This is a genomic window from Streptomyces chartreusis (assembly GCF_008704715.1).
Lineage (GTDB): Bacteria > Actinomycetota > Actinomycetes > Streptomycetales > Streptomycetaceae > Streptomyces > Streptomyces chartreusis.
On record NZ_CP023689.1, the window covers coordinates 8169397 to 8192788 of the forward strand.

Sequence of the window (23392 nt, forward strand, 5' to 3'; positions counted from 1 at the left end):
GTCCACGCCTGCCGGTGCGGTCCTGCTTCAGGACCGGCCTCGCCGGAGGCCGGTCAGGTCGTCTCCGCCACCACGGCCTCCACGGGGACCGGCTCCGGCTCCGGTTCGGCCTTCTCCAGGTTCGTCAGCCGCTCCGCCTCCACCGGCGCCGTCCGCTCCGGCAGCAGCTCCAGCACCGCCTGACGGTGGGCGTCGCTCGTCGCGTCGTCATAGGGGTCAGGGGTCGCCGGGACCTGGAGACGGTGTACGGGGCCGGTGCCCAGTCGGGCGTAGCCGCGGCCGGGCGGGACGTCGGCGACCGGCGTGGTGTGCGGAGGGGCGCCCAGGACCGACTCCAGTTGCCCGGCCGTCGCGGGGCCGAGCACGACACGCGCGCGTGTGTGCTGCCGTACCGCGTCGGACAGGGCGTCCACGGTGTCCCACTGCTCGGCCACCACCACCGTGACGTTCGCCGCGCGGCCGTGCCGCAGGGGCACCTGGAGCAGGGACAGCGGGTCCTTGCGATCGTCCGCCGCGGCGAGGTGGGTGAACGCCGTCGGTCGGTCCAGCAGCAGCCACAGCGGGCGCTTGGTGTCCTCCGGCGGCGGGTTCCCGGCCTGCCGGGCCCGGTTCACGGCGATCAGGCGCCGCTCCGTCTCCGTCGCGGCCCACTCCATGCTGGCCAGCGCCCCGGCCAGCCCGCACTCGACGGCCAGGACGCCGTCCCGTCCGGTCAGGCAGGCGTACTCGCCGGTGCTGCCGCCCTCCACGATGACGACGTCGCCGTACTGCAGGGCCTGGAGCGCGATGGAGCGCAGCAGGGTCGAGGTGCCGGTGCCCGGCTGGCCGACGACCAGCAGGTGCGGCTCCGTCGAGCGGATGCCGGTGCGCCAGACGACCGGCGGCACGTCGAGCTGCCGGGCGCCATGGGTCAGGGGGAGCGTGCGCTGGACGCCGCTCGGGTCGGTGAAGCCGAGGACGGTCTCGCCCGGGGTCGTGACGAACCGCTGGGCGGCGATGTCGGTGGGCAGCGGGGCGAGGACGGTGACCGTGAGTTCGTTGCCCTCCTCGTCCCAGTCGAAGTGGTACTCCCGGCCGCGGCCGGACTTCGTCGTCAGCAGATGCTCGATCCGCGCGCGGGCCCGCGCCTCGCCGTCGGTGAAGTAGGCCGGGTAGCGCACGAGGAGCCGTCCCACGCGCCCGGTGCCGTCGAACTCGAACTCGGGGAAGGCCTTCTCCCACTCGCCGCCGTGGGTGTACAGCGGGGCCGGGTCGTCGGCCGCGGAGAAGTACGGGACCAGAGCCTCGTACAGCGCCCGCAGGCGTTCCAGCTGGGACTCGTCGGGGCCGTCGGGCTCCGTCGGCTTACGGTCCCGGCCCTGCCAGGCTGCCGCCGCCATCACGGTGATGACGGCGAGCAGCGGGCCGTACGGCACGAGTGCCACGACCAGGATCACCGAGGCCACCAGGAACAGCAGCGGTCCGCGCTTGTCCTTGGGGGTCTCGGCCCATCTGCGCCGCCCGGCCGTGGCCAGCCGGCGCAGACCACGGGTGATCGTGATCAGTGGATGGAGGACGTCAGAGGCACTGTCGCCGGCCGTCCGGGCCAGCTCCCGGCTTCGGGCGAACTGCGCGCGGGCCAGATCGCGGCTCCGGGCGATCTGCGCGCTGCCTGTGCTCAGGATGCGGGGGAGGGGGCGGCGGGCCACTGCTGTCTCCTACAGGTGCGTACGGGCGGGGGTGGGCGGCGTCAGAACTGGATGCCGCCCAGGAGGCTCGCGAGACTCTCGCCGCCGGCCTTGATGCTCGGGGCGATCGCCGTGCTTGCCAGATAGAAGCCGAACAGGGCCGAGATCAGGGCGTGCGACGCCTTCAGCCCGTCCTTGCGGAAGAAGATGAAGACGACGATGCCCAGCAGAACGACGCCTGAGATGGAGAGGATCATGTGAGTGCTCCTGGTTTGGTGGGGACAGTCACCATGAGTACTTCCAGGCTCACAGGATGTATCCATACGATAAAAGGTGCAACTGGGTGAAATTCGGCAGATTTCCCCCTGTTGGCGGAGTGTCCTTGTGCGGATGAGCTTGGGTGATGCGTCCGGCTGTGTCTGCGATGATCTTTGCCTCGGGCGTATCGGGTCATGTGCCGCGCTAGCCAGTACGCTGGCGAATCACTCGTACGGCCGAGCACCGCTCGCCGGCCGTACCGCTGCTCCCCGCGGCGGCGAGCAGTTCCCCGCAGTCCCCGTGCACGTAGTGAGAGGCGGTCCGGCCGATGACTGATGCCCCCGACCCCGAGGTCGTGGAGCTGGCGACCAAGATCTTCGATCTGGCCCGGCAGGGGCAGACCGAGGCGCTCGTGGCGTACGTCGACGCCGGCGTTCCGGCCAACCTCACCAACGACCGCGGCGACTCCCTGGTGATGCTCGCCGCCTATCACGGCCACGCGGACGCGGTGCGCGCCCTGCTCGCCCGGGGCGCCGAGGCGAACCGCGTCAACGACCGAGGCCAGACGCCACTCGCCGGTGCCGTCTTCAAGGGCGAGACGGAAGTGATCAAGGCCCTTCTGGAGGGCGGCGCCGACCCGGCCGAGGGCACTCCCTCGGCCGTGGACACCGCCCGCATGTTCGCCAAGGCGGAGTTGCTCGAGCTGTTCGGCGCTCACTGAGCGGAACGCTCTGAGCAGCCAAGACACGGAAAACGGGGGAGGCGGTACAGGGCCGCCGAAATTTCGGTCGCGGCAGATGTAAGTGCCGAGTCATCATGACGTCGTGATTCACGGACGCGATGGCTGGGCAGGTGTTGCCGCACCGCGCGGACCGTGATCGGTCCGCATGGGCCACCGACGAGAGGCAGAGGAAGATGGTCTACAGCAAGCAGGAAACGGCGGGCGCCCCGACGTGTTGTCACGCGGCCAGGTGAAGCAAGAACCCCGGTTGCGTCGACGCTTGATGTGAGGCTGTTTCCCATGTTCGAACCGGTCATAGCGCCCAGCGGAACGCTGCTCGGCCTGCTCCAGCGGGGCCGCGGCGACGGCACGCTGCACGCGCTCACCGCCCCGCGGGCCGAGGCGCTCGCGGCTCTGAACCACTGTGTGCTGCGGGACCCCCGCCACGACTGGCAGGTGGAGAACCGCTCCCTGTACTACGCCCGTCTCTACCTCGACCTCAGCGGCGAGCTCGACGAGATCGAGGCCCACCTCTTCGACGTCGAGGACGTCCTCGACACCGAGGAGTCACGCACGGGCCTGGCCCTCGCCGTCCTCGGCCACCTCGCGTCCTACGGCAGGCGGGACGCCCTGGAACTGCTGCGCAGGTACGCCGCCTCGGGCTCCAACTGGGCCTGGGCGCTGGACGAACTCGCGCTCAGGGACGACGACACCGGGCTGCGCGCCCTCGCCGCGCCCGTGCTCGCGCGCTTCTCCGCCGACCCCGAGGGCGAGGCCGAGCTGGCCGTCGCTGTACGGGACGCCTTCGAGCCACGGCCGTGGCGGCTGTGGGCCGAGGATCCGCGCGAGTCCATCGCCACGCGTGTGCGGGCCGCTCAGGAGGCCGGCTGTTTCGACCGCTGGCAACGCCAGATGCGACCTACCGGGCCCCGTCCGGGGTGGAGCGTGCAGGCGGTCTTCGAGTGGGCCCAGCAGGGCATGGAGCGCGGTGCCGCACTCCATGTGCCCGCCGCGCGGTGCCTCATGGCCGTCGCCGGACCCGAGGACCGGCCCGAGATCGTCGCCGCCGCCGAGGACGGCACCGACGGGGCCCGCTGCACCGCCCTGCGCTACCTCGCCGACAGCAACGACCCGGACGCCCTCGACCTGATCGAGGCGGCCGTCGTCACCGGTACCTCCGCCGTGGTGGACGCCGCCGTCGACGCCTTCGAGCGGATGCGCAGCGTCGCCGCCGTCGACCGGGCGCGCGGCTGGGCCCGACGGCCCGATCCGCTCGGTGCCGCCGCCGGACGCATGCTCGCCTGCCGGGGCGGAGCCGAGGACAAGGACCTCGTGCTCGCCGCCCTGCGCGAGGCCGTACGCGGCGAAGGCCCCGACGCCCCGACGCTGTGGACCCTCGTCGACGGCACCGGACGGCTCGGCATCGCCTGCGCCGCCCCCGTGCTGCGCCACATCTACCGCGAGACCGCCTCGTCCCATCTGCGCGGCCGCACCGCCCGTGCCCTCGCCGCCACCGATCCCTCCTTCCCGTCCGGGTTCGCCGTCGAATGCCTGTGGGACTGCGAGGAGACCACCCGCGAGATCGCCGCCCGGCACGCCGAGACCGGGGACACCCGCGTCGTCGAGCGACTGCGCCGGCTCGCCGCCGACCCGGCCGAGGAGGCCGAGGTCCAGACCGCCGTACGCAGCCGGATCGGGCCGGACACGAGCACCGGCTGACATGTGTTCACCCTGTGAATCTCGCGGAGATCCGCCCGCCGGGTGAACGCGGGATGACCGGCGGGTCAGACGCGCATGGCCGTGATCTGACCCGCTCGGGTGCGCAGCGGAACGCTCATGGGACGTTTGTCGTTCGGAAAGATCCACTTTGACGCGGCCACGTCCAGCACGGCGACAACACCGGTATGCGTGTCGTCATCGTGACCGAATCCTTTCCCCCCGATGTGAACGGCGTGGCCCACTGCGCGCTCCAGACCGCCCGACACCTCGTCGATCGCGGTCACGCGCCCCTCGTCGTCGCTCCGGCTCCCGCTCCCGGGAACAAGGCAGCCGCCTCCATGGCGCCCTGCCCCGTCGTCCATGTCCCCTCCCTCCCGCTCCCCGGCTATCCCCAGGTCAGGGTCGCGCTCCCCAGCCGGCGCCTCGCCGCCGCGCTGATCCAGCACCGGCCCGACGTCGTGCACCTGGCCAGCCCCTTCGTCCTCGGCGTGCGCGGCATGGCCGCCGCCGCCCGGCTCGGCATCCCCGCCGTCGCCGTCTACCAGACCGACCTGGCCGGATACGCCCGCACCTACATGGGCGCCGGCGAGGCCGCCGCCTGGCGGCGCATACGGTCCGTCCACTCCGCCGCCGACCTCACCCTCGTCCCCTCCAGCGCATCCATGAACGACCTGGAGGCCCACGGAGTGCCCCGGCTCAAGCTGTGGGCACGCGGCGTGGACACCGCCCGCTTCCGCCCCGAGCTCCGCGACGAGAAGCTGCGCCGCGAACTCGCCCCGAACGGCGAGGTCATCGTCGGCTACGTCGGGCGGCTCGCCCCTGAGAAGCACATCGAGCTGCTGTCCGGCGTGTGCGGCCTGAACGGCGTCAAGGTCGTCATCGTCGGCGACGGGCCGAGCCAGCCCGCGCTCGCCGAGGCGCTGCCCGGCGCGGTCTTCCTGGGCCGCCGCGGCGGCGACGACCTCGCCCGGATCTTCGCCTCGTTCGACATCTTCGCCCACACGGGGCCCTTCGAGACCTTCTGCCAGACCGTGCAGGAGGCCATGGCCAGCGGAGTGCCGGTCGTCGCGCCCGCCGCGGGCGGTCCGCTCGACCTGGTCGACCACGGCCGCACCGGCCTGCTGGTGCCGCCGCGGGACGCCGACGCCGTACGCGACGCCGTGCGGAGCCTCGTCGCCGACCCGGCGTTGCGGGCCGCTTACGGCGCCGCCGGACACGCCACGGTCGACGGCCGCACCTGGGCCGCCATCGGCGACCAGCTGATCGGCCACTACGGCGACGTGCTCGCCGCGCGCCGGGCGGTGGTGGCGGCATGAGCGGCCTGCGGATCGTCCGGCTCGCGAACTTCGTCGCACCCGCCTCCGGGGGGCTGCGCACCGCGCTGCGCGAGCTCGGCAAGGGCTTCAAGCTGGCGGGCCACGACCCCGTCCTGATCGTGCCCGGTGACAAGTACAGCGACTGCGAGACCGAGCAGGGCCGCGTGATCACCCTGCCCGGTCCGATGCTGCCCGGCACCGGCGGCTACCGCGTGCTCATCGACAAGCGGCGGGTCGCGTCCCTCCTGGAGGAACTCGCCCCCGACCGCCTGGAGGTCTCCGACCGCACCACGCTGCGCTGGACCGGCAAGTGGGCCCGCCGCGCCCGGGTGCCCGCCGTGATGGTCTCCCACGAGACCGCCGACGGCGTGCTGCGGACCTGGGGCCTGTCGGAGACCATGTCCCGGCGGGCCGCCGACCACCTCAACGTCCGTACCGCCCACACGTACTCGAGGGTCGTGTGCACCACCGAGTTCGCCGAGCGGGAGTTCGTGCGGATCGGCGCCCGCAACGTCGTCCGGGCCCCGCTGGGCGTCGACCTGATGAACCGGCGCCCCACCCTGCGCGACGCCGCGCTGCGCGCCACCCACGCGCGGGCGGACGAGACGCTGCTGGTGATGTGCTCCCGGCTCTCCGTGGAGAAGCGGCCCGGCACCGCCCTCGACGCCCTGGAGTCGCTGCGCCGGCGCGGAGTGCGCGCCGTGCTCGTGGTGGCGGGCAACGGCCCGCTGCGGGCGGGGCTGGAGAAGCGGGCGCAGGAGCGCGACCTGCCGGTCACCTTCCTCGGCCACGTCGCCGACCGCAGTCTGCTGGGCGCGCTCCAGGCCTCCGCCGACGTGGCCATGGCCCCCGGGCCCGCCGAGACCTTCGGGCTCGCCGCGCTGGAGGCCATGGCCTGCGGCACGCCCGTCGTGGCGAGCGCGTCGTCCGCGCTGCCGGAGGTGATCGGTTCCGCCGGGGCCACCGCCGCGGACAACGGGGACGCCTTCGCGGACGCCGTCGAGATGATCCTCGACCGTCCCGAGCGCGAGCGCCGGGAGGCGGCACGAGCGCGTGCGGAGTGCTTCGGCTGGGGCACGGCGGTGGACGCCTTCCTCAACGCGCACGACGCGGCCCTGCCGGCGCGTCCCTTCGTGCGTGCGGAGGGCGCGGCATGAGACCGCTCCGTTACGTCGCTCTCGGGGACTCCCTGACCGAGGGGGTGGGCGATCCCGCGGGAAACGGGTGGCGCGGCTGGGCCGCGCTGCTCGCCGGCGGGCTGTCCGAACCGTCCGCCGAGTTCACCAACCTCGCGGTCAGCGGGGCCCAGACGCGGGACGTGCTGGAGACCCAACTGCCGGCCGCGCTGGAGCTGCGTCCGGACGTCGCGTCCGTCCTGGTGGGCGTCAACGACACCCTGCGCAGCACCTTCGACATCGAGAAGATCGCCCAGCGCCTCGACAAGGTCTACGAGTCCTTCACCCGTCAGGGCACGGCCGTGCTCACCGCCTGCCTTCCCGACCCGGGCACGATGCTGGGTCTGCCGGGAGTCCTGGGCAATCCGCTGGCCCGCAGGCAGCGAGCCGTCAACACGGTGGTCCACACGCTGTCCGAGCGGTACGGGGCGGTGCATCTGCACGCCGTCGACGACCCCTGGATCATGGACCGCGCGATGTGGAGCTCGGACCGGCTGCACCCAGGGGAGCGCGGGCACCGGCAGATCGCCCTGCGCTTCCACGCGATGCTGAGGCACCGGGGCATCGGGACGGAGGCGGCGCCCGCGGCCGAGCCCGAGTTCCCGCCGCCCACCAAGTCGGCGAGCCTGCTGTGGCTGGCGACCGCGGGTACCGCCTGGGTGATCCGGCGCTGCAACGACCTGCTGCCGCAGCTGGTGCGCCTCGCCGCCGTCGAGATGCGCCACCGCGCGAGGGGCACGAGCGACCGGCTCGATGTGCGGGCGGCGCTGTCGGTGTCGCGGGCGCTGGCGGCGTTGTCGGCGCCGGGGCCCATGGGGTTGGCCGAGCAGCGGCTGGTGGCGGAGCCTATGGGGTTGGCCGAGCAGCGGCTGATGGCGGAGCCTATGGGGTTGGCCGAGCAGCGGCTGGTGACCGAGCCCATGGGGCTGCCCGAGCACCTGCCTCTGCCGGAGGGGCTGTCCGTGTCCGATCCTCGGCTGGTCCCCGAGCGCCGGCCCGTGTCCGACGGGCTGACCGTGCCCGTGCCCGGACAGCGGTCGGTCCCGGAACCGCAGCCCGCACCGGAGGCGGCATAGCGGGGTGCGGGCAGGGAGAGGCGGACCCCGGCCGTCAGCGGCGGCGTACGGACACGAACCGGACCGGTGTGCCCGGTACGGCCTGTGCGGCGGCCGGGAGGTCGGCCGTGCGGACGACGGCGATCACCGGGTAGCCGCCGGTCGTCGGGTGGTCGGCCAGGAACACCACCGGCCTGCCGTCGGGCGGGACCTGGACCGCGCCCAGGACCACGCCCTCGCTGGGGAGTTCACGCGTGAGCGCCCGTTCCAGGGCGGGCCCCTCGGTGCGCAGCCCGATGCGGTTGCTGGCGGCTGAGACGCGGTACACGCGGGAGGTGAAGGCGCGCACTGCCGCCTCCGTGAACCAGTCCTCGCGAGGGCCCGGCGTCACGCGCAGCACCAGCTCGGCCGGGGGCGCCGGCTGCGGGGCGACGTCCACGCGTGCGTGCGGCCGCGTCGGTGAGCCCAGCGGCAGTACCGCGCCGTCCGTGAGCGGCGGTGGGCCGAGGCCGGACAGCAGGTCGGTGGAGCGGCTGCCGAGGACCGGCTCGACGGCGACCCCGCCGGAGACGCCCACATAGCCGCGTACGCCCGAAAGGGCCGCGCCGACGTCCAGGAGCGCACCCGCGGGCACGTGCACCGGGGCGCCCCAGGCGACCGGGCGTCCGTCCACCGTGACCCGGCAGGGCGCGCCGGCGACCGCCACGGTGACCGCCGAACGGGGCCGCAGCGTGCAGCCGTTGAGCGTGGTCTCCAGGACCGCCGCCTCGGGCGGATTGCCGACGAGCCGGTTGACCAGCGCCGCCGCGGGGGCGTCCAGCGCCCCGGAGCGCGGCACGCCGAGATGGGCGTGCCCCGGACGGCCGAGGTCCTGCACGGTGGTGAGCGCCCCGGCGCGTACGACGGACAGCGCGTGGTCGCTCATGAGCTCCCCACGGGAACGAAGCGCACGCGCGTGCCCGGCGACAGCAGCGCGGCCGGCACCCGCGTGTGGTCCCACAGCACGGTGTCGGTGCTGCCGATCAGCTGCCAGCCGCCCGGCGACGAACGCGGGTACACGCCCGTGTACGGCCCCGCGAGCGCCACCGCACCGGCGGGCACGGACGTGCGCGGAGTGGCCCGGCGCGGCACGTCGTAGCGCTGCGGCAGGCCGGTGAGATAGCCGAAGCCGGGGGCGAAACCGCAGAAGGCGACGCTGAATTCGGTGTCCGCGTGGATCCGCGCAACCTCCTCGGGGGACACACCCCAGTGCGCGGCGACGTCGGCGAGGTCCGGGCCGTCGTAGCGCACCGGCAGTTCGACCGACTCACGCGCGCGTGGGGGAGCGGGCGGTACTTCGGAGGTGGTCAGTTCGGTGGCGAGGCGGGCCGGGTCGGTGAGGCCGTCGAGCAGGACCGTCCGGGCCGCGGGGACGATCTCGCGGACCGACAGCGCGCCCTCGGCGCGGCGCCGCAGCAGCTCCGCGTGCAGCGCCCGGGCCTCCTCGCCCGAGGGCACCTCGACGAGCAGGGCGTCGTCACCGACGGGCAGCACCCTCATACGAAGGCCTCCACCCGGATCCCCGACTCCTCCAGCCGCGCCCGCACCCGGCGGGCCAGCTCGACGGCGCCGGGGGTGTCCCCGTGCAGGCACAGTGAACGCGCGCGTACCTCCACCGGGACCCCGGACCGGGCGGTGACCGTGCCCGAGCGGGCCAGGCCCACCGAGCGCTCCACGACGGCCTCGGGGTCGGTGACCACGGCACCGTCCTGGCCGCGCGGCACGAGCGTGCCCCGCTCGGTGTACGCGCGGTCCGCGAACGCCTCCGTGACCGCCGGGAGCCCGGCCTTGGCGGCCAGCTCCAGCACCCGGGAGCCGGGCAGGCCGAGCACGGGCAGCGTGGCGTCCGCCAGGAGCACGCCGTCGACGACCGCGCCGGCCTGCTCCTCGTCGTGCACGACGCGGTTGTAGAGCGCGCCGTGCGGCTTGACGTACGACACGCGCGTGCCCGCCGCTCGCGCGAAGACCTCCAGGGCGCCGATCTGGTAGGCCACTTCGGCCGTCAGCTCGGCGGGCGGCACGTCCATCGCGCGCCGCCCGAACCCCGCCAGGTCCCGGTAGGAGACCTGGGCGCCGATCCGCACCCCGCGCTCGGCGGCCTGCTCGCACACCCGCCGCATGGTGGCCGCGTCCCCGGCGTGGAAGCCGCAGGCCACGTTGGCGCTGGTGACGACGGACAGCAGCCGTTCGTCGTCGGTGAGCTGCCAGCGGCCGAAGCCCTCGCCGAGGTCGGCGTTCAGATCGATCGAGGTCATGAGTTCCGTCGTTTCCCCAGTCGGTGGTCAGGCGACGATGCGGTACTGCTCGTCGCGGGCATCGGTCAGGAACATCTGGCCCGGTGCGTGGGTGATGGCGAACGGCGGGCGCGAGGCCATCACGGCGGCCTGCGGGGTCACCCCGCAGGCCCAGAACATCGGGATGTCGTCCGGCTCCGGGACCACCGGGTCGCCGAAGTCGGGCCCGCCGAGGTCCGCGATGCCGAGCGCCGAGGGATCGCCGCAGTGCACGGGGCCGCCGTGCACCGCGGGCAGGAGACCCGTCTCGCGCAGGGCCGCCGCCACGTGCTGCGGCGGCACCGGGCGCATGGACACCACCATCGGGCCGTGCAGCCGTCCCGCCGGCCGGCACTGCCGACTGGTCACGTACATCGGGACGTTGCGGCCCTGCTCGACATGGCGGATGGGGACGCCCGCCCCGGCCAGCGCCGACTCGAAGGTGAAGCTGCACCCGATCAGGAACGACACCAGATCGCCCCGCCAGTGCGCCCGCACGTCCGTCGGCTCGTCCACCAACTCGCCGTCCCGCCACACCCGGTAACGCGGCAGATCGGTGCGCAGGTCGGCGCCGTTCGCGAGGACGGTCGTCCAGGAACCGGCGTCGGTGACGTCGAGCACCGGGCAGGGCTTGGGGTTGCGCTGGCAGAACAGCAGCATGTCGTACGCCCAGTCGGCGGGCACCGAGATCAGATTGACCTGGGTGTGCCCCGCCGCGACCCCGGCCGTGGGGCCCGCGAGCCCGTCCCGGAAGCGTGCGCGGGCGGTCGCGGGGCTCCACGCGTGCGCGTGCTCGTCGACAGCGGTGACGGGCTGGTCCGCCGTGCCGACGGTGAGCGGACGGTCCTCCGTGCGGTTCACGCCAGCTCCTTCCCGCGCGTCTCCGGCAGTCCGAGCAGAGCCAGCGCCGCGATGCCGTAGCCGATCGCGCCGAAGACCAGCGCACCGCCCACTCCCCAGCTGTCGGCGAGAAAGCCGACCGTGGTGGGGAAGACGGCGCCCACCGCGCGGCCGGTGTTGTACGTGAAGCCCTGCCCCGTGCCGCGCACCGCCGTCGGGTACAGCTCGCTCAGGTACGAGCCGAAGCCGCTGAAGATCGCCGACATGCAGAACCCGAGCGGGAAACCGAGTATCAGGAGCAGGGTGTTGGCGCCGCTCGGGATGTTCGCGTACGCCAGGATGCAGACCGCGGACAGCAGCGCGAAGAGCCAGATGTTGCGCCGGCGGCCCAGCCGGTCGGTGAGGTAACCGCCGGTCAGATAGCCGAGGAAGGCGCCCGAGATCAGGAACGTCAGATAGCCGCCGGTGCCGACGACCGACAGCTCGCGCTCGGTCTTCAGATAGGTCGGCACCCAGGTCGCCAGGGTGTAGTAGCCGCCCTGCACACCGGTCGAGAGCAGCCCCGCGAAGATCGTCGTACGCAGCAGACCGGGCTTGAAGATCGCCGTGAAGTTGCCCTTGTCGGTGCTCCGTTCACGCACGGCCACGGCCTCGGGGGCGTCGTGCACCCGGCGCCGCATCCAGATGACGAGCAGCGCGGGGAGGGCGCCGGTCCAGAACATCACGCGCCAGGCCAGGTCGTCGTCGGCGAAGGTGAAGACGACGGTGTACATGATCGCGGCCAGCGCCCAGCCGACGGCCCACGAGCTCTGGATCGCGCCGAGGGTGCGGCCGCGGTGCTTGGCGCTCGCGTACTCGGCGACCAGGATCGCGCCGACCGCCCACTCGCCTCCGAAACCGAGGCCCTGGAGGGCCCGGAAGACCAGCAGGGTCTCGTAGTTGGGTGCGAAACCGCAGGCGACGGTGAAGACCGCGTAGGTGATCACGGTGATCATCAGCGCCTTGACCCGGCCGATCCGGTCGGCCAGCACCCCGGCGAGGGCACCGCCGATCGCGGAGACGACGAGCGTGACCGTGGTGAAGAGACCGGTCTGGCCGCTGTCCAGGCCGAAGTACGCCGCCAGCGCCACCATGCTCAGCGGCAGCGTGAAGTAGTCGTAGGAATCCAGGGCATACCCGCCGAAAGCGCCTGCGAAGGCGCGGCGGCCGCGCGGCCCGAGAGCGCGCAGCCAGCCGAACGCGCCGTCGTCGTCGGCGCGTTCGGCAGCGGTGGGGTGGGTCAGGGCCTGCGGTGGAGGGGTCGTGCTCATGGGCACCTCGCAGAGAGGGGACGGAGGGTGCATGGGGGGTGAGCCGTGCCGGTGCGAAGTACCGTAGGGGATTGTTCAACGATCCCTCAATACCCATGTTGGTTCGTTCTTCTGGTCTGCGATTGAATTCCGGCATGGATGAGCACCTGACCTCACTGTCCGAGGACCGCGCGCTCCTTGGCCGTACGAGCACCGCGGAGCGGGTCTCCGACATCCTCAGGAGCCGTATCGCCGAAGGGTTCTTCCCACCCGGCACCCGGCTGTCGGAGGACAGCATCGGCGGCGCGCTCGGCGTCTCCCGCAACACCCTGCGCGAGGCGTTCCGGCTGCTCACCCATGAACGGCTGCTCGTGCACGAGCTGAACCGCGGGGTCTTCGTCCGCGTCCTGACCGTCGAGGACGTCGAGGACATCTACCGCACCCGCGGCCTTGTCGAGTGCGCCGTCGTACGGGGTCTCGGCGCACCCCCGCACCACCTGGACGCCCTGTCCGAGGCCGTCGAGGAGGGGCAGCGCGCGGCGCGCGAAGGTGACTGGAAATCGGTGGGTACCGCCAACATCCACTTCCACCGCGAACTGGTCGCCCTCGCCGGCAGCGCCCGCACCGACGAGCTGATGCGCAGCGTCTTCGCCGAGCTGCGGCTCGCCTTCCACGTCGTGGACGACCCGAAGCGCCTGCACGAGCCCTACCTCGCACGCAACCGGCAGATCCTCCAGGCCCTTCAGGAGGGCGACAAGAACGAGGCCGAGAAGCTGCTCGCGGTCTATCTGCAGGACTCGTTGGGACGGGTCGTGGAGGTCTACCGACGCAGGGTGTCGAGCGCCTCGTAAGGGGCGCGGGGAACTGCGCGAGCAACCACGGCCGCCCCGCACACGACAAACGAACCGATTCTCGGCGCAACCGGCGGAGTGCCGTCGTTTGGTTCGTTGTCAGACCGAGGACCTAGTCTGTGCACCGTGACTTCGCCTGCATCGACGGACCGTGTTCCGCCCCAGCTCAGCGCGGGGCCGCGCCCTGCTCAGGGCCCGGCCGCCGACGAGGGGCTGGCGCGGCGGCTGCGCGCGCTCGCCTGCACCGCGCCGCTGCACGACCTCGACACGCGCAAGGCCAACCTCGCCGGCGAGTACTCGGTGTACGGCATGGCCGAGGTGGCACTCGCCGCCATCGACCTGGTCACCCTCAACATGGACTTCGACACCGGCGCCGACCACGACCAGATAGTCGCCCGCCTCATCCCCCGCATCGCCGCCCAGGCCCCGCGCCGCCCCGTCGCCGAGCACGAGCGGGTGGCCCGCTGGGTCCTGGAGAACCTGATCAACGTCGGCAGCGTGGACCGCGGCTTCCGGGCCGTGTACGGCACGTTCGCGCCCGACGGCAGTTATGTCCGCCGCGACTACGACTTCAAGCTGATCGAGGAGGTCCCGGGGCCCGGCGGCACCGTGTACCTCCGGACGACCGACGAGGCGGTCAACGTCCTCGTCGGCGCCCTCGACACCGACGTCACCAGCGCGCAGATCGCCGCCGAGGTCAAGCTCGAGGTGCTGATCAACCGCGGCCGCCTCGCCGACGCCCAGCTCGCCGCCGAGCAGGCCCGCTACCGCACCGTGCAGTACTCCGAGACGCTCCGCCGTGCCCTGGACGCGACCCGGCGTAACGTCCGGGCGGTCGACTGGCTGAACTCCGTGCCCGACATGATCGCCGAGGCCCTCGACCACGTCGCCGACCGGTACCGCCACGAGAACGCGATCCTCACCAACATCCGCAAGGCACGCGACGAGACCGAGGACGCGGAGAACAAGCGCCGCGCGGCCGAGCTCGTCGACATCGTCAAGGACTGCATCCGACGGCACACCCAGTTGCAGTCCCGCCTGCTGGAGGCCGGCCCCCTCTTCCGCGCCGAACAGGACCGGCAGGCCTTCGCTACGCCCATGACCACGTCGGGGATCGACCTCTACGGCCACCTGGTCTCGCCGGTGCTCCCGCTGCCGCTGGAGCAGGCGGTCCGCGTCACGGACGCCTACTTCGCGCGCGGGACGGGGCTGCGTACGCCGGTGTCGGTCCGTGTGGCCGATCTCGTCGACATACTGCTGACGCCGCCCGTGGAGCGGGAGCATCTGGGTGCCGAGATGCCCGAGCCCGACCTCATCGCGACGCCGGACGACAGCCGGTTCAGCGAGGAGCAGCTGGCCGCCGCCATGGAGCTGCTCGACCTGCCGTCCGACGCGCCGCGCCGGCTGTCGGGACTGCTGGCCCAGGCCCGTCGTCAGGACCCCGACCTGCCGTATCTCGTCGCCCTGCTGGCGGTTCACGCCGCCAGTCCGCCGGTCGGCACGGCCTATCGGCAAGGCGAGGAGAAGCTGCTGTTCGCCGTGGACGACGGGACCGAGCTGGACGACCCCGAGTTCGGCGGCGCCGACCTCATCGTCGGCACTGCCCTGCTGGACGCCGTGGGGATGGCGGCCGGCAGAACGGAAGCAGCATGAGCCGCGTCGAGTACCGCACGAACGACCAGCACCACCACACCGAGGAGCCGAAACCGTGACCGAGCACGTCGATCGGAGTGAACCGGAGGCCGCCGTCCCGTCGGCGACCGCCGCCGTCACCCCCGCCGACGCCGCCGACGCGGCGCGGCTCGTCGCCTTCGGGCTCCAGCCCAAGCTGCAGCCCGCGCGCGACCAGGAGTACACCGATCTGCTGCGCCGGTACCGCGAGGACCCGCCGTTCGCGCGGCTCGCGGACGCCGTGGCCGCGGGGCTCGGGCTGGTCGTGCTGGAGGTGTCCCCACGCGCGGGGATGGCGGTGACCGCCGCGGAGGACTCCGTGTTCGCCGTCCGCATGGGCGACTACGCGCGTCGTACGTCCGCCGACGGCAGCGACCGCTTCCTGCACGGGCTGGCCCATCTCGCCGTGGCCGCCATGGCGTTCCCGCGGCCCGAGGACCTCGCCGACGACGGCTACATCGGACGCGTCACCGTCAACGGCGTCGACGCCTTCGTCCGCCAGGCCTGCCGCCGGCTGGAGGAGCGCGCCGACGAGCAGGGCGAGAACACCGACCCCGCCACGGACGCGCCCGGCCTGGAGGCCGCCTGGCGGATCTGGGTGAGACGCAGCGCGACCGGCGCCACCAAGGACGCGCGCCGGCTCGCCGGCTCCACCACCGGCATCGTCGGCAAGGCCGCGGCCTTCCTCACCGACTCCGGGTTCCTCCAGCGGACCGGCGACGACAACGGCGGCACCTATCGGACCACCGCTCGTTACCAGCTCCAGGTGCGGGACATGGCCGGCAGCGCCGCCATGGCCGAGCTGCTGGAGCTGGGCGTGGTCCCGGTCACCGACGGCACCGCGACCCTGCTGCCCGCGGAGGAGACGGACGACCTGGAGCTGGTGGCCGACGCCGGGCTGCCGTTCCACTCGGCCGGAGCCTCCTGAGGCCCACTGAAGCCGCTGGGCTTCCCCGAACTTCCCCGATCTGCCGAAGACTTACGAGAGTCCGCCATGTACGAGCTGTCCCGGGTCCGTCTCTACTCCATCGGACCGGCCGGTGCACGCTATGCCGACACCGTGCTTGACCTGCGCGGCGTGGGCGAGCCGGTGCCCGACCCCGCGCCCACGCAGGCGGAGTTCTTCGAGGAGGAGCCCGTCGGCCCGCCGCGCCGGCCCGCCCCGGCAGGCGTGCTCTTCCTGGAGAACGGCGGCGGCAAGTCGGTCCTGCTCAAGCTGATCTTCTCCGTGATGCTGCCGGGCCACCGCAACACCCTGGGCGGCGCCAGCTCCGGCGTGCTGCGGAAGTTCCTGCTCGCCGACGACTGCGGGCATGTCGCGCTGGAGTGGCAGCACACGCTCACCGGCGAGTGCGTCGTGGTCGGCAAGGTGAGCGAGTGGCGCGGACGCCAGGTCTCCAACGACCCGCGGAAGTTCGCCGAGGCCTGGTACTCCTTCCGGCCCGGCCCCGGGCTGTCCCTGGACAACCTGCCCGTCGCCGAGTCCACCGCCGTACGGGCGCCCGTCGAGGGCCAGTCCGGCGCACAGGGCCGCCGCCGCACCATGAAGGGCTTCCGGGACGCGATCACGGAGGCGGGCAAGGCGTATCCGCATCTGGAGGTGCACTGGGAGGAGATCCACGACCGCTGGATCGAGCACCTCGGCGACCTCGGTCTCGACCCCGAACTCTTCCGCTACCAGCGCGAGATGAACGCCGACGAGGGTGAGGCGGCCGGCCTCTTCGCGGTCAAGAAGGACTCCGACTTCACCGACCTGCTGCTGCGGGCCGTGACGGACACGCGCGACACCGACGGCCTCGCCGACCTGGTCGGCGGCTTCGGCAACAAGCTGGGCCGGCGCGCCGAGCTGATCGCCGAGCGGGACTTCACCGCCGGGTCCGTCGACCTGCTCGGGCGGATCGTCGAGGCCGCCGAGACACGCTCACGCGCGCGTGACATCCACGCCGGTGCCGAGCGGCGCACCCGGACCCTGGCCCGGCGGCTGTCCGCGCGGGGGGTCCAGGAGCGGGTGCGGGCCGCCGACCTCGCCCAGCGGGTCACCGCCACCGCGTACGCCGTCACCCACGCCGAGGCGGCCCGCGAGCGCAGCGCGCTGATCGCCGCCGAACTCGCCTACCGGCACGCCTCGTTGGCGCTTGCCGCAGCCGAGAAGTCCGCGGCCGCCCAGAAGCGCGAGCTTGCCGACGCCCGCACCCTGCACTCCGCATGGCAGGCCGCCGAGGCCGTCCTGCGGCACCGCGCCGCCTCCGACCGGGTCGCACGCGTCGCCGCCGCCATCCAGGAGGCCGAGCGGGACGCGGCCCCCGCGCTGGCCGCCCGCGCCAAGGCCGCCGTCGATCTCGTACGGGCCCTGCACGCCGCGGCGGAGAGCGCCGAGGCCCTCGCCAACGAGGGGGAGGAGCGCTCCGCCGCCCTCCAGGAGGTCGGCGAGTCCGCCTACGCGGACTCCACCGCCGCCGCCACCGACGCGCAGCGCGCCCGCAGCGAGGTCGGGCATCTCCGGCAGCGCCTGAGCGAGGTCGAGCAGGAGACCGCCGAGGCCGTCCGCGCGGGCTGGCTCGACGACAGCGCGCCCGACGCCGACCCGGCCCGCGCCGCCCTCGCGGCGAGCGACGCCGAGAAGAGCGCCGTCGCCGCCTGGGACACCGCCCGCGAGGCCTCCCGGCGTGCTTCGGAGCATGCGCGCGAAGCGGCCTCGACCGAGTCCCGCGCTGAACTGACAGCGGCCCGCGCGGCGGACGCCGCGACGGCGGCGGACCGTGCCTACGACGCCGAGCGGCGGCTCGCCGAAGGGCTGGCGGCCGAGGAACGGCTGGCCGAACTGCTCAGCCTGACCGGTGAGCCGGGCGTGCAGCGCGGTCAGGTTCCCGCACCTCGCAACGGTGACGGCGGCAACGACGGCCCGGCCGCCGTCGGTGCCCTCACCCCGGAAGAGCTGGACCGGTTCGCCGGCGAACTGCGTGAGCTGCTCGACGACGCCGTCTCCGCCGCCGAGCGCCAGCTCTTCGAACTGCGTACGGCAGCCGCGGACGACGCCCGGATCCTGGGCGCCCTCGGCGACGGCGGGCTGCTGCCGCCCGGCCCGGACGTGCTGGCGACCGTGGAGTTCCTCGGCGAGCAGGGCATCCCGGCGCTGCCCGGCTGGCGCTACCTCGCCCAGGCCGTCGACCCCACCGACCACGCACGCGTGCTGGCCGCCCGGCCCGAACTGGTCGACGGCGTGATCATCACCGACCCCGCCACGCACGCGCGTGCCCGCGAGGTGCTCGGCGACGCGGCCCTGCTGCCCCGGTCCGCCGTCGCGGTGGGCACGGCCGCCGCCCTGCTCGCCCCGACTCCGGCCACCGACGCCGCGGACGGCGACGTCTTCCTCGTACCTCCGAACCCGGCCATGCACGACGAGTTCGCCGCCGACGAGGAGCGCCAGGCGCTGCGCGCACGGGCGACCGAGCGGGACGAGGAGATCCGCGGCCTCGCCGCACGGCTCGGCAAGGACCGTGAACTCGCGGCCCGGCTCGCCTCGTGGCGGACCGGCTGCCCGGACGGACGGCTGGTGGAGCTGGCGCAGACGGCCGGGGAGGCGCGCGCGTTCGCCGAGGAGTCCGAGGCCGAACTCGCCGAGGCACGGACCGTGCGGGCCGAGGCCGACGAAGCCGCCGCCGAGGCGGCCCAGGTCCGCGACGAGCGGCAGGAGACAGCGCAGAAGGCCCGGCGCTCCGCCGACGCCCTGGCGGGGCTGGCGTTCCGGCTGCGCGAGCGGGCGGGCTGGCAGGTCAAGGTGCGCGAACTCGCCGACGAGGCAGTCGAGTCCGAGGCCCGCGCCCAGACCTGCCTGGAGCGTGCCCGCGCCGCCGACGAGGACCGCCGCGCCGCCCAGCGCGCGGCCGACGACGCGCGCCGCACCGCACGTGCCCTGCGCGCCGAGCGCTCGGAGATCGCGGGCGCCCCCGACGACGTACCCGACACGGACACGGACGCGCCGAGGACGTCCCTGCCCGCGCTGCGCGAGGCGTACCGGGCCGCGTCCCAGGTGTACGAGAAGGTCGGCGTCGGCGCCGACCTGCGTGCCGAGCAGGCCCGCGCGGAGAGCGACGAGAGCGCGGCGCGCGCGGAGCTGGACCGGCTGAGCAACAAGGTCCGCAACCGGGCCGAGCAGCTCCTGCAGTCGCCGGACGGCTCCGACGGACCCTCCCGGCAGGCTGCTTCCGCGCGCGCCGAGGAGCTGGTCCAGCTCCTGGAGACCCGCATGTCCAGCGCCAGCGAACAGCTCGGCCGGCTGCGCGGCGAGGCCGAGCGGCACGCCCCCGAGGAAGGTGAGGCGCACACCGAGCTGTCCGAGGAACTCCAGCCGCGCGACGCCGACCACGCACAGGCCCTGCTGCGCACCGCGACGACCGAACTCGCCTCCCGCACCGAGGCGTTGACGCAGGCCCGTGACGCGCACGCCGAGCTCCTCGAAGCCCACCGCGGCGCCGAAGACGCGGCCGGCGGCTTCGACGAGATCGCCGCGATGCTGCGCGACCTCCTGCGCGAGCACACCTCGGACGAGGAGCAGGACGAGCCGGAGGCCTACCCCGGCAGCCCCGAGGAGGCCCGGCACTCCGCCGCCGAGGCCCGCCGGTCGCTGCGCGGCTGCGCCGCCGACCTGTCCGCCGCCGAGGCCGCCGTGCGCGAGGCGAGCGACGTGCTCGTACGGCATGCCAACTCCACCCGCTACGAGCAGGTCCGCACCCCCGCCCGCCAGCAGATCCGTGAACTGCCCGCCGCAGCGCTGCCCGAGCACGCGCAGAAGTGGGCGGACGCCTTCGCGCCCCGACTCCGTGTGCTCACCGACGAGTTGGCGCAGCTGGAGCGCAACCGCGACTCGATCGTGGACCGGCTGCGCGGCCTGGTGGAGTCGGCGCTGGCCACCCTGCGGTCCGCGCAGCGTCTGTCCCGGCTGCCCGAAGGGCTCGGCGAGTGGTCCGGGCAGGAGTTCCTGCGCATCCGCTTCGAGGAGCCGGACCAGGCCACCCTCACCGAACGGCTGGGCGAGGTCGTCGACGAGGCGACCCGTGCGGCCGTGAAGAAGAACTCCGACCTGCGACGCGACGGAATGTCGCTGCTCCTGAGGGGAGTTGCCGCGGCGCTCCAGCCCAAGGGCATCGCCGTCGAGATCCTCAAGCCGGACGCAGTACTGCGCGCCGAGCGCGTGCCCGTCGGGCAGATGGGCGACGTGTTCTCGGGAGGCCAGCTGCTCACGGCCGCCATCGCCTTGTACTGCACGATGGCCGCGCTCCGCAGCAACGACCGGGGCCGGGACAAGCACCGGCACGCGGGCACGCTCTTCCTCGACAACCCCATCGGGCGCGCCAACGCGACCTACCTGCTGGAGCTGCAGCGCGCCGTGTCCGACGCGCTGGGCGTCCAGCTCCTCTACACCACAGGCCTGTTCGACACGACCGCGCTCGCCGAGTTCCCGCTGGTCATCCGCCTGCGCAACGACGCCGACCTGCGGGCGGGCCTGAAGTACATCAGCGTCGAGGAGCACCTTCGCCCCGGGCTTCCCCAGCAGCCCCAGGCGGGGGAGGCGGTGCACAGCGAGATCACGGCGACCCGGATGTTCAAGCGCCCGGCGGCACCGGCGACACCATCGTGAGTGGACGGTGAACTGAGCGGCGAGGCCGCTCAGTCCGCCGCCGACGAGACGACGGGACCGTCGCCGGGTGCGGCCTGCTTCGCCGTGCCCTCCAGGCTGTGCTCGGCGAGGACGCCCGTCCGGTGGCGCTGGACGAACCAGTAGTAGGCGAAGCCGCCGCCCGCGATGACGGCGACGAACAGCACCGCGCCCCAGCGCAGGTACCAGTGGTACGGAGCCGCCGCGTTGTAGACCGCGGCGCGCGGCCAGATCAGGTTCAACGTCATGCCCGCGCCCCACACCACGGCGACGATGTTGACCAGCAGCCCCCAACGCCCCAGCGAGAACTTCCCGTCGCCCGCCGGCTGCCACCTGCCCCGCAGCCGCGCCACCAGCATCGGCGTCGTCACACCGAGGTACGCGAGGTAGATCATGATGATGCCGATGCTGGTGACGACGGTGAAGATCTGCGGCTGGCGGATGTTCACCACCAGGATCGACAACGCCAGGATCCCGATGATCACTGTCGGCAGCACCGGCGTCTGGAACCGCGGGCTGACCTTCGCCAGGCGCGAGGACGCCGGCAGGTTGTTGTCCCGGGCCATCGCGAACGCCAGCCGGATCGCCGCCGTGTGGACCGCCAGCGCGCACACCGTGACCGCGATCAGCACGCACCACAGCATCGCCTTGCCGGCCGTGGGACCGAGCACGTCGAGCACGACGTACTGAAGCCCGTCCGTCGACAGCTTCTCGCCCTTCAGGCTGGAGACGCTCATCAGCGCCAGCAGCAGGATCAGACCGCCCAGGACGAACGAGGCCACGATGGCGCGGATGATGGCCCGCGGCGCGTTGCGGGACGGGTCCAGGCACTCCTCACCGAGGGAGGACGCCGTGTCGAAGCCGTACATCACATACGCCGACGCCAGCGAGGCGACCAGGAACGCCCCCAGATACCCCGTGCCGTAGTCCGCCCCGGTCCCGTTCGTCTCCAGCACGACCTGAGGGCCACGCGTGATGTGCACGGCGAACAGCACGATCAGTACGACGGTGGCGATCAACTCGATGAACACGCCCGCCGTGTTGATCCTCGCCATCAGCTTCACACCGAAGGCGTTCACCAGCGTGGTGAAAAGAATCAGCACCGCTGCCAGGACGACCGCGTTGGTGGCCACGTCGTACTTGCCGGTGCCGTCCCCGACGATCTGGAACGCCGAGGAGATCTGGGGGAGCGTCAGCTGGTAGGCCAGCGCCACGGCCGAGATCGACACGATGGACGCGACCAGCATCATCCAGCCGGCGAGCCAGCCCAGATGCGGGTTGCCTATCTTCTTCGACCAGTTGTAGACCGAGCCCGCCACGGGGTAGCGGGCGGCCAGCTCCGCGAAGCACAGGGCGACCATGAACTGGCCGATGAACACCATCGGCCACGACCACCAGTAGGCGGGACCGCCGCTGCCGTATCCGAAGTAGAACAGCTGGAACGTGCCGGTCAGGATCGAGATGTAGCTGATCCCGGCGGCGAAGGTGTGGAAGTTGCCCAGGGTGCGCTTGAGTTCGGGTTTGTAGCCGAACTCGGCGAGCTCGGTGTCGTCATGACCGTGGGCACCGGCTGGTTGCTCCGTTGTCGACATGAGCGGACTCCTCATGGGCCGAAGTGGGGGAGGGAGCGGCTCGGGCGGCTGCGTGGATCAAGGACAGTGTCAGTGAGGCAGGACAGTGTCAATGAGGCGAGCCGGATCGAACAGTCCGATGGGATGCCTGGTGGCACCGGTCAGTGCGAGGTCGGCGAGGATCTCCCCGACGACGGGCACGAACTTGAATCCGTGCCCGGAGAACCCACAGGCCACCGTCACCGACTCCGGGTGCGCCGGGTGCCGTGCGATCACGAAGTGCTCGTCGGCCGTGTTGGAGAACATGCAGGTCACGCCCTTGAGAAGGGTGCCGGGCAAGTCCGGGACACAGCCGGACAGATGGTCCGCCATGGCCTGGATCTCGTTCTCGTGGACGGTCCGGTCGATCGTCTCCGGCGTTGTGACCTCCCCCTTGTGGAAGAAGGCGACCTTGGCTCCGCCGTCCGGTCCGTCGATGGCCGGGAAGCCGTAGACATGAACTCCGGCCGGGTTCTCCCAGATGTAGACGGGGTGGTGGGCGGGGAGGAACGGATCCGTGCCCCGCTTCGGCTGGAACCAGTACATGACCTGCCGCTCGATGGAGAGCGGCACCCGTAGATCGGCCAGCAGCTGAGGTGCCCACGCGCCCGGACAGAACACCAACTGCCCGGCGGTGTAGGTGTTCTCGGCCGTGTGCACCCGCACGCCGTCACGGAACGGCTCCCAGCGCGTCATCGGTTCGTCGAAGTGCAGGTCGGCACCCTGCTGTGTGGCCAACTGGAGATGCGCGGCGACCGTGTTCTCCGGCCGCAGGAAACCGGCCCTCCTCTCGTACAGCGCCACCTCTCCGTCCTTCGGCGCGAGCGTCGGGAAGCGGCGGCGGATCTCCTTCGCGTCGAGCATCTCGTGCGGCAGATCCCATTCCCGCGCCGAACTCAGAGAGCCGGCGACGGTGCGCGAATCGGGCAGGCCGAGCATCACACCGCCGCAGAGGGTGGCGATGTCCCTTCCCGTGGCCCGCTCCAGGTCGTCGTACAGCTCGTAGGCGCGCAGCAGCAGCGGGACGTATGCCGAGCCCTCGAAGTACGACTGCCGGGTGATCCGTGAGCCGCCATGGCTGGAGCCGCGGTTGTGCACGGGGCCGAACTTCTCCAGCCCCAGCACCCGGGCGCCGCGCGCGGACAGATGGTGGGCGGCCGCGCTGCCCATGCCGCCGAGGCCGATGACGATCACGTCGTAGGTGGGTGACACGAGAGGCTCCTGTCGGCGGATGCGGATCATCTCCGGACCG

The 23392-nt window shown here is 72.8% G+C and carries 18 protein-coding genes and 1 pseudogene; 9 read left to right on the top strand and 10 right to left on the bottom strand.

Features of this window, described 5'->3' with window-relative positions:
• Positions 1 to 53 precede the first annotated feature (53 nt).
• Both CP983_RS36185 and CP983_RS36190 read right to left on the bottom strand, forming a co-directional pair.
• Positions 54 to 1688, bottom strand: a complete 1635-nt coding sequence (locus CP983_RS36185) for an ATP-binding protein (protein WP_150504260.1) — start codon at positions 1686 to 1688, stop codon at positions 54 to 56.
• Positions 1689 to 1729: 41 nt separating this feature from the next.
• Complete coding sequence (locus CP983_RS36190) at positions 1730 to 1924, bottom strand: hypothetical protein (protein ID WP_004002760.1); 195 nt, start codon at positions 1922 to 1924, stop codon at positions 1730 to 1732.
• Positions 1925 to 2253: 329 nt separating this feature from the next.
• Between CP983_RS36190 and CP983_RS36195 the strand changes: the two genes are divergently transcribed.
• Together CP983_RS36195 and CP983_RS36200 are read left to right on the top strand one after the other, a co-directional pair.
• Positions 2254 to 2646 carry an ankyrin repeat domain-containing protein gene (locus tag CP983_RS36195; RefSeq protein ID WP_030949694.1) on the top strand — a complete coding sequence of 131 codons (393 nt, stop codon included), beginning with the start codon at positions 2254 to 2256 and terminating at the stop codon, positions 2644 to 2646.
• Between the two features lie 300 nt (positions 2647 to 2946).
• On the top strand, positions 2947 to 4365 hold the full coding sequence (locus CP983_RS36200; RefSeq protein ID WP_125528711.1) for a HEAT repeat domain-containing protein: 1419 nt from the start codon (positions 2947 to 2949) through the stop codon (positions 4363 to 4365).
• A 65-nt stretch (positions 4366 to 4430) separates the two neighbouring features.
• Here CP983_RS36200 and CP983_RS44165 read toward each other — a convergent pair whose 3' ends face one another.
• Entirely contained in the window at positions 4431 to 4649 is a 219-nt protein-coding gene (locus CP983_RS44165; protein ID WP_167537617.1) for a hypothetical protein, read from the bottom strand.
• Here CP983_RS44165 and CP983_RS36205 point away from each other — a divergent pair.
• From CP983_RS36205 to CP983_RS36215, 3 genes and pseudogenes are all read left to right on the top strand, one after another.
• Positions 4551 to 5681 (top strand): glycosyltransferase family 4 protein, encoded by a 1131-nt coding sequence (locus CP983_RS36205; protein WP_150504262.1) that lies wholly within the window; start codon positions 4551 to 4553, stop codon positions 5679 to 5681. The two genes, CP983_RS44165 and CP983_RS36205, sit on opposite strands and share 99 nt — an antisense overlap.
• A complete protein-coding gene (locus CP983_RS36210) occupies positions 5678 to 6838 on the top strand; it encodes a glycosyltransferase (RefSeq protein ID WP_150504264.1) in 1161 nt (386 codons plus the stop codon). Before CP983_RS36205 ends, CP983_RS36210 begins: the two co-directional genes overlap by 4 nt.
• A pseudogene (locus CP983_RS36215) lies at positions 6835 to 7656 on the top strand (SGNH/GDSL hydrolase family protein); the annotation flags it as partial. The gene CP983_RS36210 and the pseudogene CP983_RS36215, both read left to right, overlap by 4 nt.
• Before the next feature lie 310 nt (positions 7657 to 7966).
• Here CP983_RS36215 and CP983_RS36220 read toward each other — a convergent pair.
• From CP983_RS36220 to CP983_RS36240, 5 genes are read right to left on the bottom strand one after another with little or no spacing between them, the layout of a single operon-like run.
• Positions 7967 to 8836, bottom strand: a complete 870-nt coding sequence (locus tag CP983_RS36220; protein WP_125528708.1) for a 5-oxoprolinase subunit C family protein — start codon at positions 8834 to 8836, stop codon at positions 7967 to 7969.
• Complete coding sequence (gene pxpB / locus CP983_RS36225) at positions 8833 to 9450, bottom strand: 5-oxoprolinase subunit PxpB (RefSeq protein WP_150504268.1); 618 nt, start codon at positions 9448 to 9450, stop codon at positions 8833 to 8835. Before pxpB ends, CP983_RS36220 begins: the two co-directional genes overlap by 4 nt.
• Entirely contained in the window at positions 9447 to 10205 is a 759-nt protein-coding gene (locus CP983_RS36230; protein WP_125528706.1) for a LamB/YcsF family protein, read from the bottom strand. Before CP983_RS36230 ends, pxpB begins: the two co-directional genes overlap by 4 nt.
• 27 nt (positions 10206 to 10232) lie before the next feature.
• Positions 10233 to 11084, bottom strand: coding sequence for a putative hydro-lyase (locus tag CP983_RS36235; RefSeq protein ID WP_150504270.1), 852 nt, complete (start codon positions 11082 to 11084; stop codon positions 10233 to 10235).
• The gene (locus CP983_RS36240) at positions 11081 to 12373 is read right to left on the bottom strand and encodes an MFS transporter (protein ID WP_150504272.1); all 1293 of its coding nucleotides are present in this window, start codon (positions 12371 to 12373) and stop codon (positions 11081 to 11083) included. The genes CP983_RS36235 and CP983_RS36240 overlap by 4 nt, the downstream gene beginning before the upstream one ends.
• A gap of 134 nt (positions 12374 to 12507) precedes the next feature.
• Here CP983_RS36240 and CP983_RS36245 point away from each other — a divergent pair, with 134 nt between their 5' ends.
• From CP983_RS36245 to CP983_RS36260, 4 genes are all read left to right on the top strand, one after another.
• A complete protein-coding gene (locus CP983_RS36245) occupies positions 12508 to 13203 on the top strand; it encodes a GntR family transcriptional regulator (protein ID WP_107909442.1) in 696 nt (231 codons plus the stop codon).
• A 126-nt stretch (positions 13204 to 13329) separates the two neighbouring features.
• Complete coding sequence (locus CP983_RS36250; RefSeq protein ID WP_150504274.1) at positions 13330 to 14856, top strand: hypothetical protein; 1527 nt, start codon at positions 13330 to 13332, stop codon at positions 14854 to 14856.
• Between the two features lie 55 nt (positions 14857 to 14911).
• Positions 14912 to 15802, top strand: coding sequence for a hypothetical protein (locus CP983_RS36255; protein ID WP_150504276.1), 891 nt, complete (start codon positions 14912 to 14914; stop codon positions 15800 to 15802).
• A 66-nt stretch (positions 15803 to 15868) separates the two neighbouring features.
• Positions 15869 to 20512, top strand: a complete 4644-nt coding sequence (locus CP983_RS36260) for a hypothetical protein (protein ID WP_150504278.1) — start codon at positions 15869 to 15871, stop codon at positions 20510 to 20512.
• 29 nt (positions 20513 to 20541) lie between these two features.
• Here the strand turns inward: CP983_RS36260 and CP983_RS36265 are convergent, their stop codons facing one another.
• Both CP983_RS36265 and solA read right to left on the bottom strand, forming a co-directional pair.
• Positions 20542 to 22122, bottom strand: a complete 1581-nt coding sequence (locus CP983_RS36265) for an APC family permease (RefSeq protein WP_125525401.1) — start codon at positions 22120 to 22122, stop codon at positions 20542 to 20544.
• 69 nt (positions 22123 to 22191) lie between these two features.
• On the bottom strand, positions 22192 to 23352 hold the full coding sequence (gene solA / locus CP983_RS36270) for an N-methyl-L-tryptophan oxidase (RefSeq protein WP_150504279.1): 1161 nt from the start codon (positions 23350 to 23352) through the stop codon (positions 22192 to 22194).
• Between the last annotated feature and the right edge of the window lie 40 nt (positions 23353 to 23392).

Coding starts and splice junctions, on each gene's coding strand:
- CP983_RS36190 (WP_004002760.1), bottom strand. CDS start 1,924: ATGATCCTCTCCATCTCAGGCGTCGTTCTGCTGGGCATCGTCGTCTTC.
- CP983_RS36195 (WP_030949694.1), top strand. CDS start 2,254: ATGACTGATGCCCCCGACCCCGAGGTCGTGGAGCTGGCGACCAAGATC.
- CP983_RS36200 (WP_125528711.1), top strand. CDS start 2,947: ATGTTCGAACCGGTCATAGCGCCCAGCGGAACGCTGCTCGGCCTGCTC.
- CP983_RS36205 (WP_150504262.1), top strand. CDS start 4,551: ATGCGTGTCGTCATCGTGACCGAATCCTTTCCCCCCGATGTGAACGGC.
- CP983_RS36210 (WP_150504264.1), top strand. CDS start 5,678: ATGAGCGGCCTGCGGATCGTCCGGCTCGCGAACTTCGTCGCACCCGCC.
- CP983_RS36220 (WP_125528708.1), bottom strand. CDS start 8,836: ATGAGCGACCACGCGCTGTCCGTCGTACGCGCCGGGGCGCTCACCACC.
- pxpB (WP_150504268.1), bottom strand. CDS start 9,450: ATGAGGGTGCTGCCCGTCGGTGACGACGCCCTGCTCGTCGAGGTGCCC.
- CP983_RS36230 (WP_125528706.1), bottom strand. CDS start 10,205: ATGACCTCGATCGATCTGAACGCCGACCTCGGCGAGGGCTTCGGCCGC.
- CP983_RS36240 (WP_150504272.1), bottom strand. CDS start 12,373: ATGAGCACGACCCCTCCACCGCAGGCCCTGACCCACCCCACCGCTGCC.
- CP983_RS36245 (WP_107909442.1), top strand. CDS start 12,508: ATGGATGAGCACCTGACCTCACTGTCCGAGGACCGCGCGCTCCTTGGC.
- CP983_RS36260 (WP_150504278.1), top strand. CDS start 15,869: ATGTACGAGCTGTCCCGGGTCCGTCTCTACTCCATCGGACCGGCCGGT.
- CP983_RS36265 (WP_125525401.1), bottom strand. CDS start 22,122: ATGTCGACAACGGAGCAACCAGCCGGTGCCCACGGTCATGACGACACC.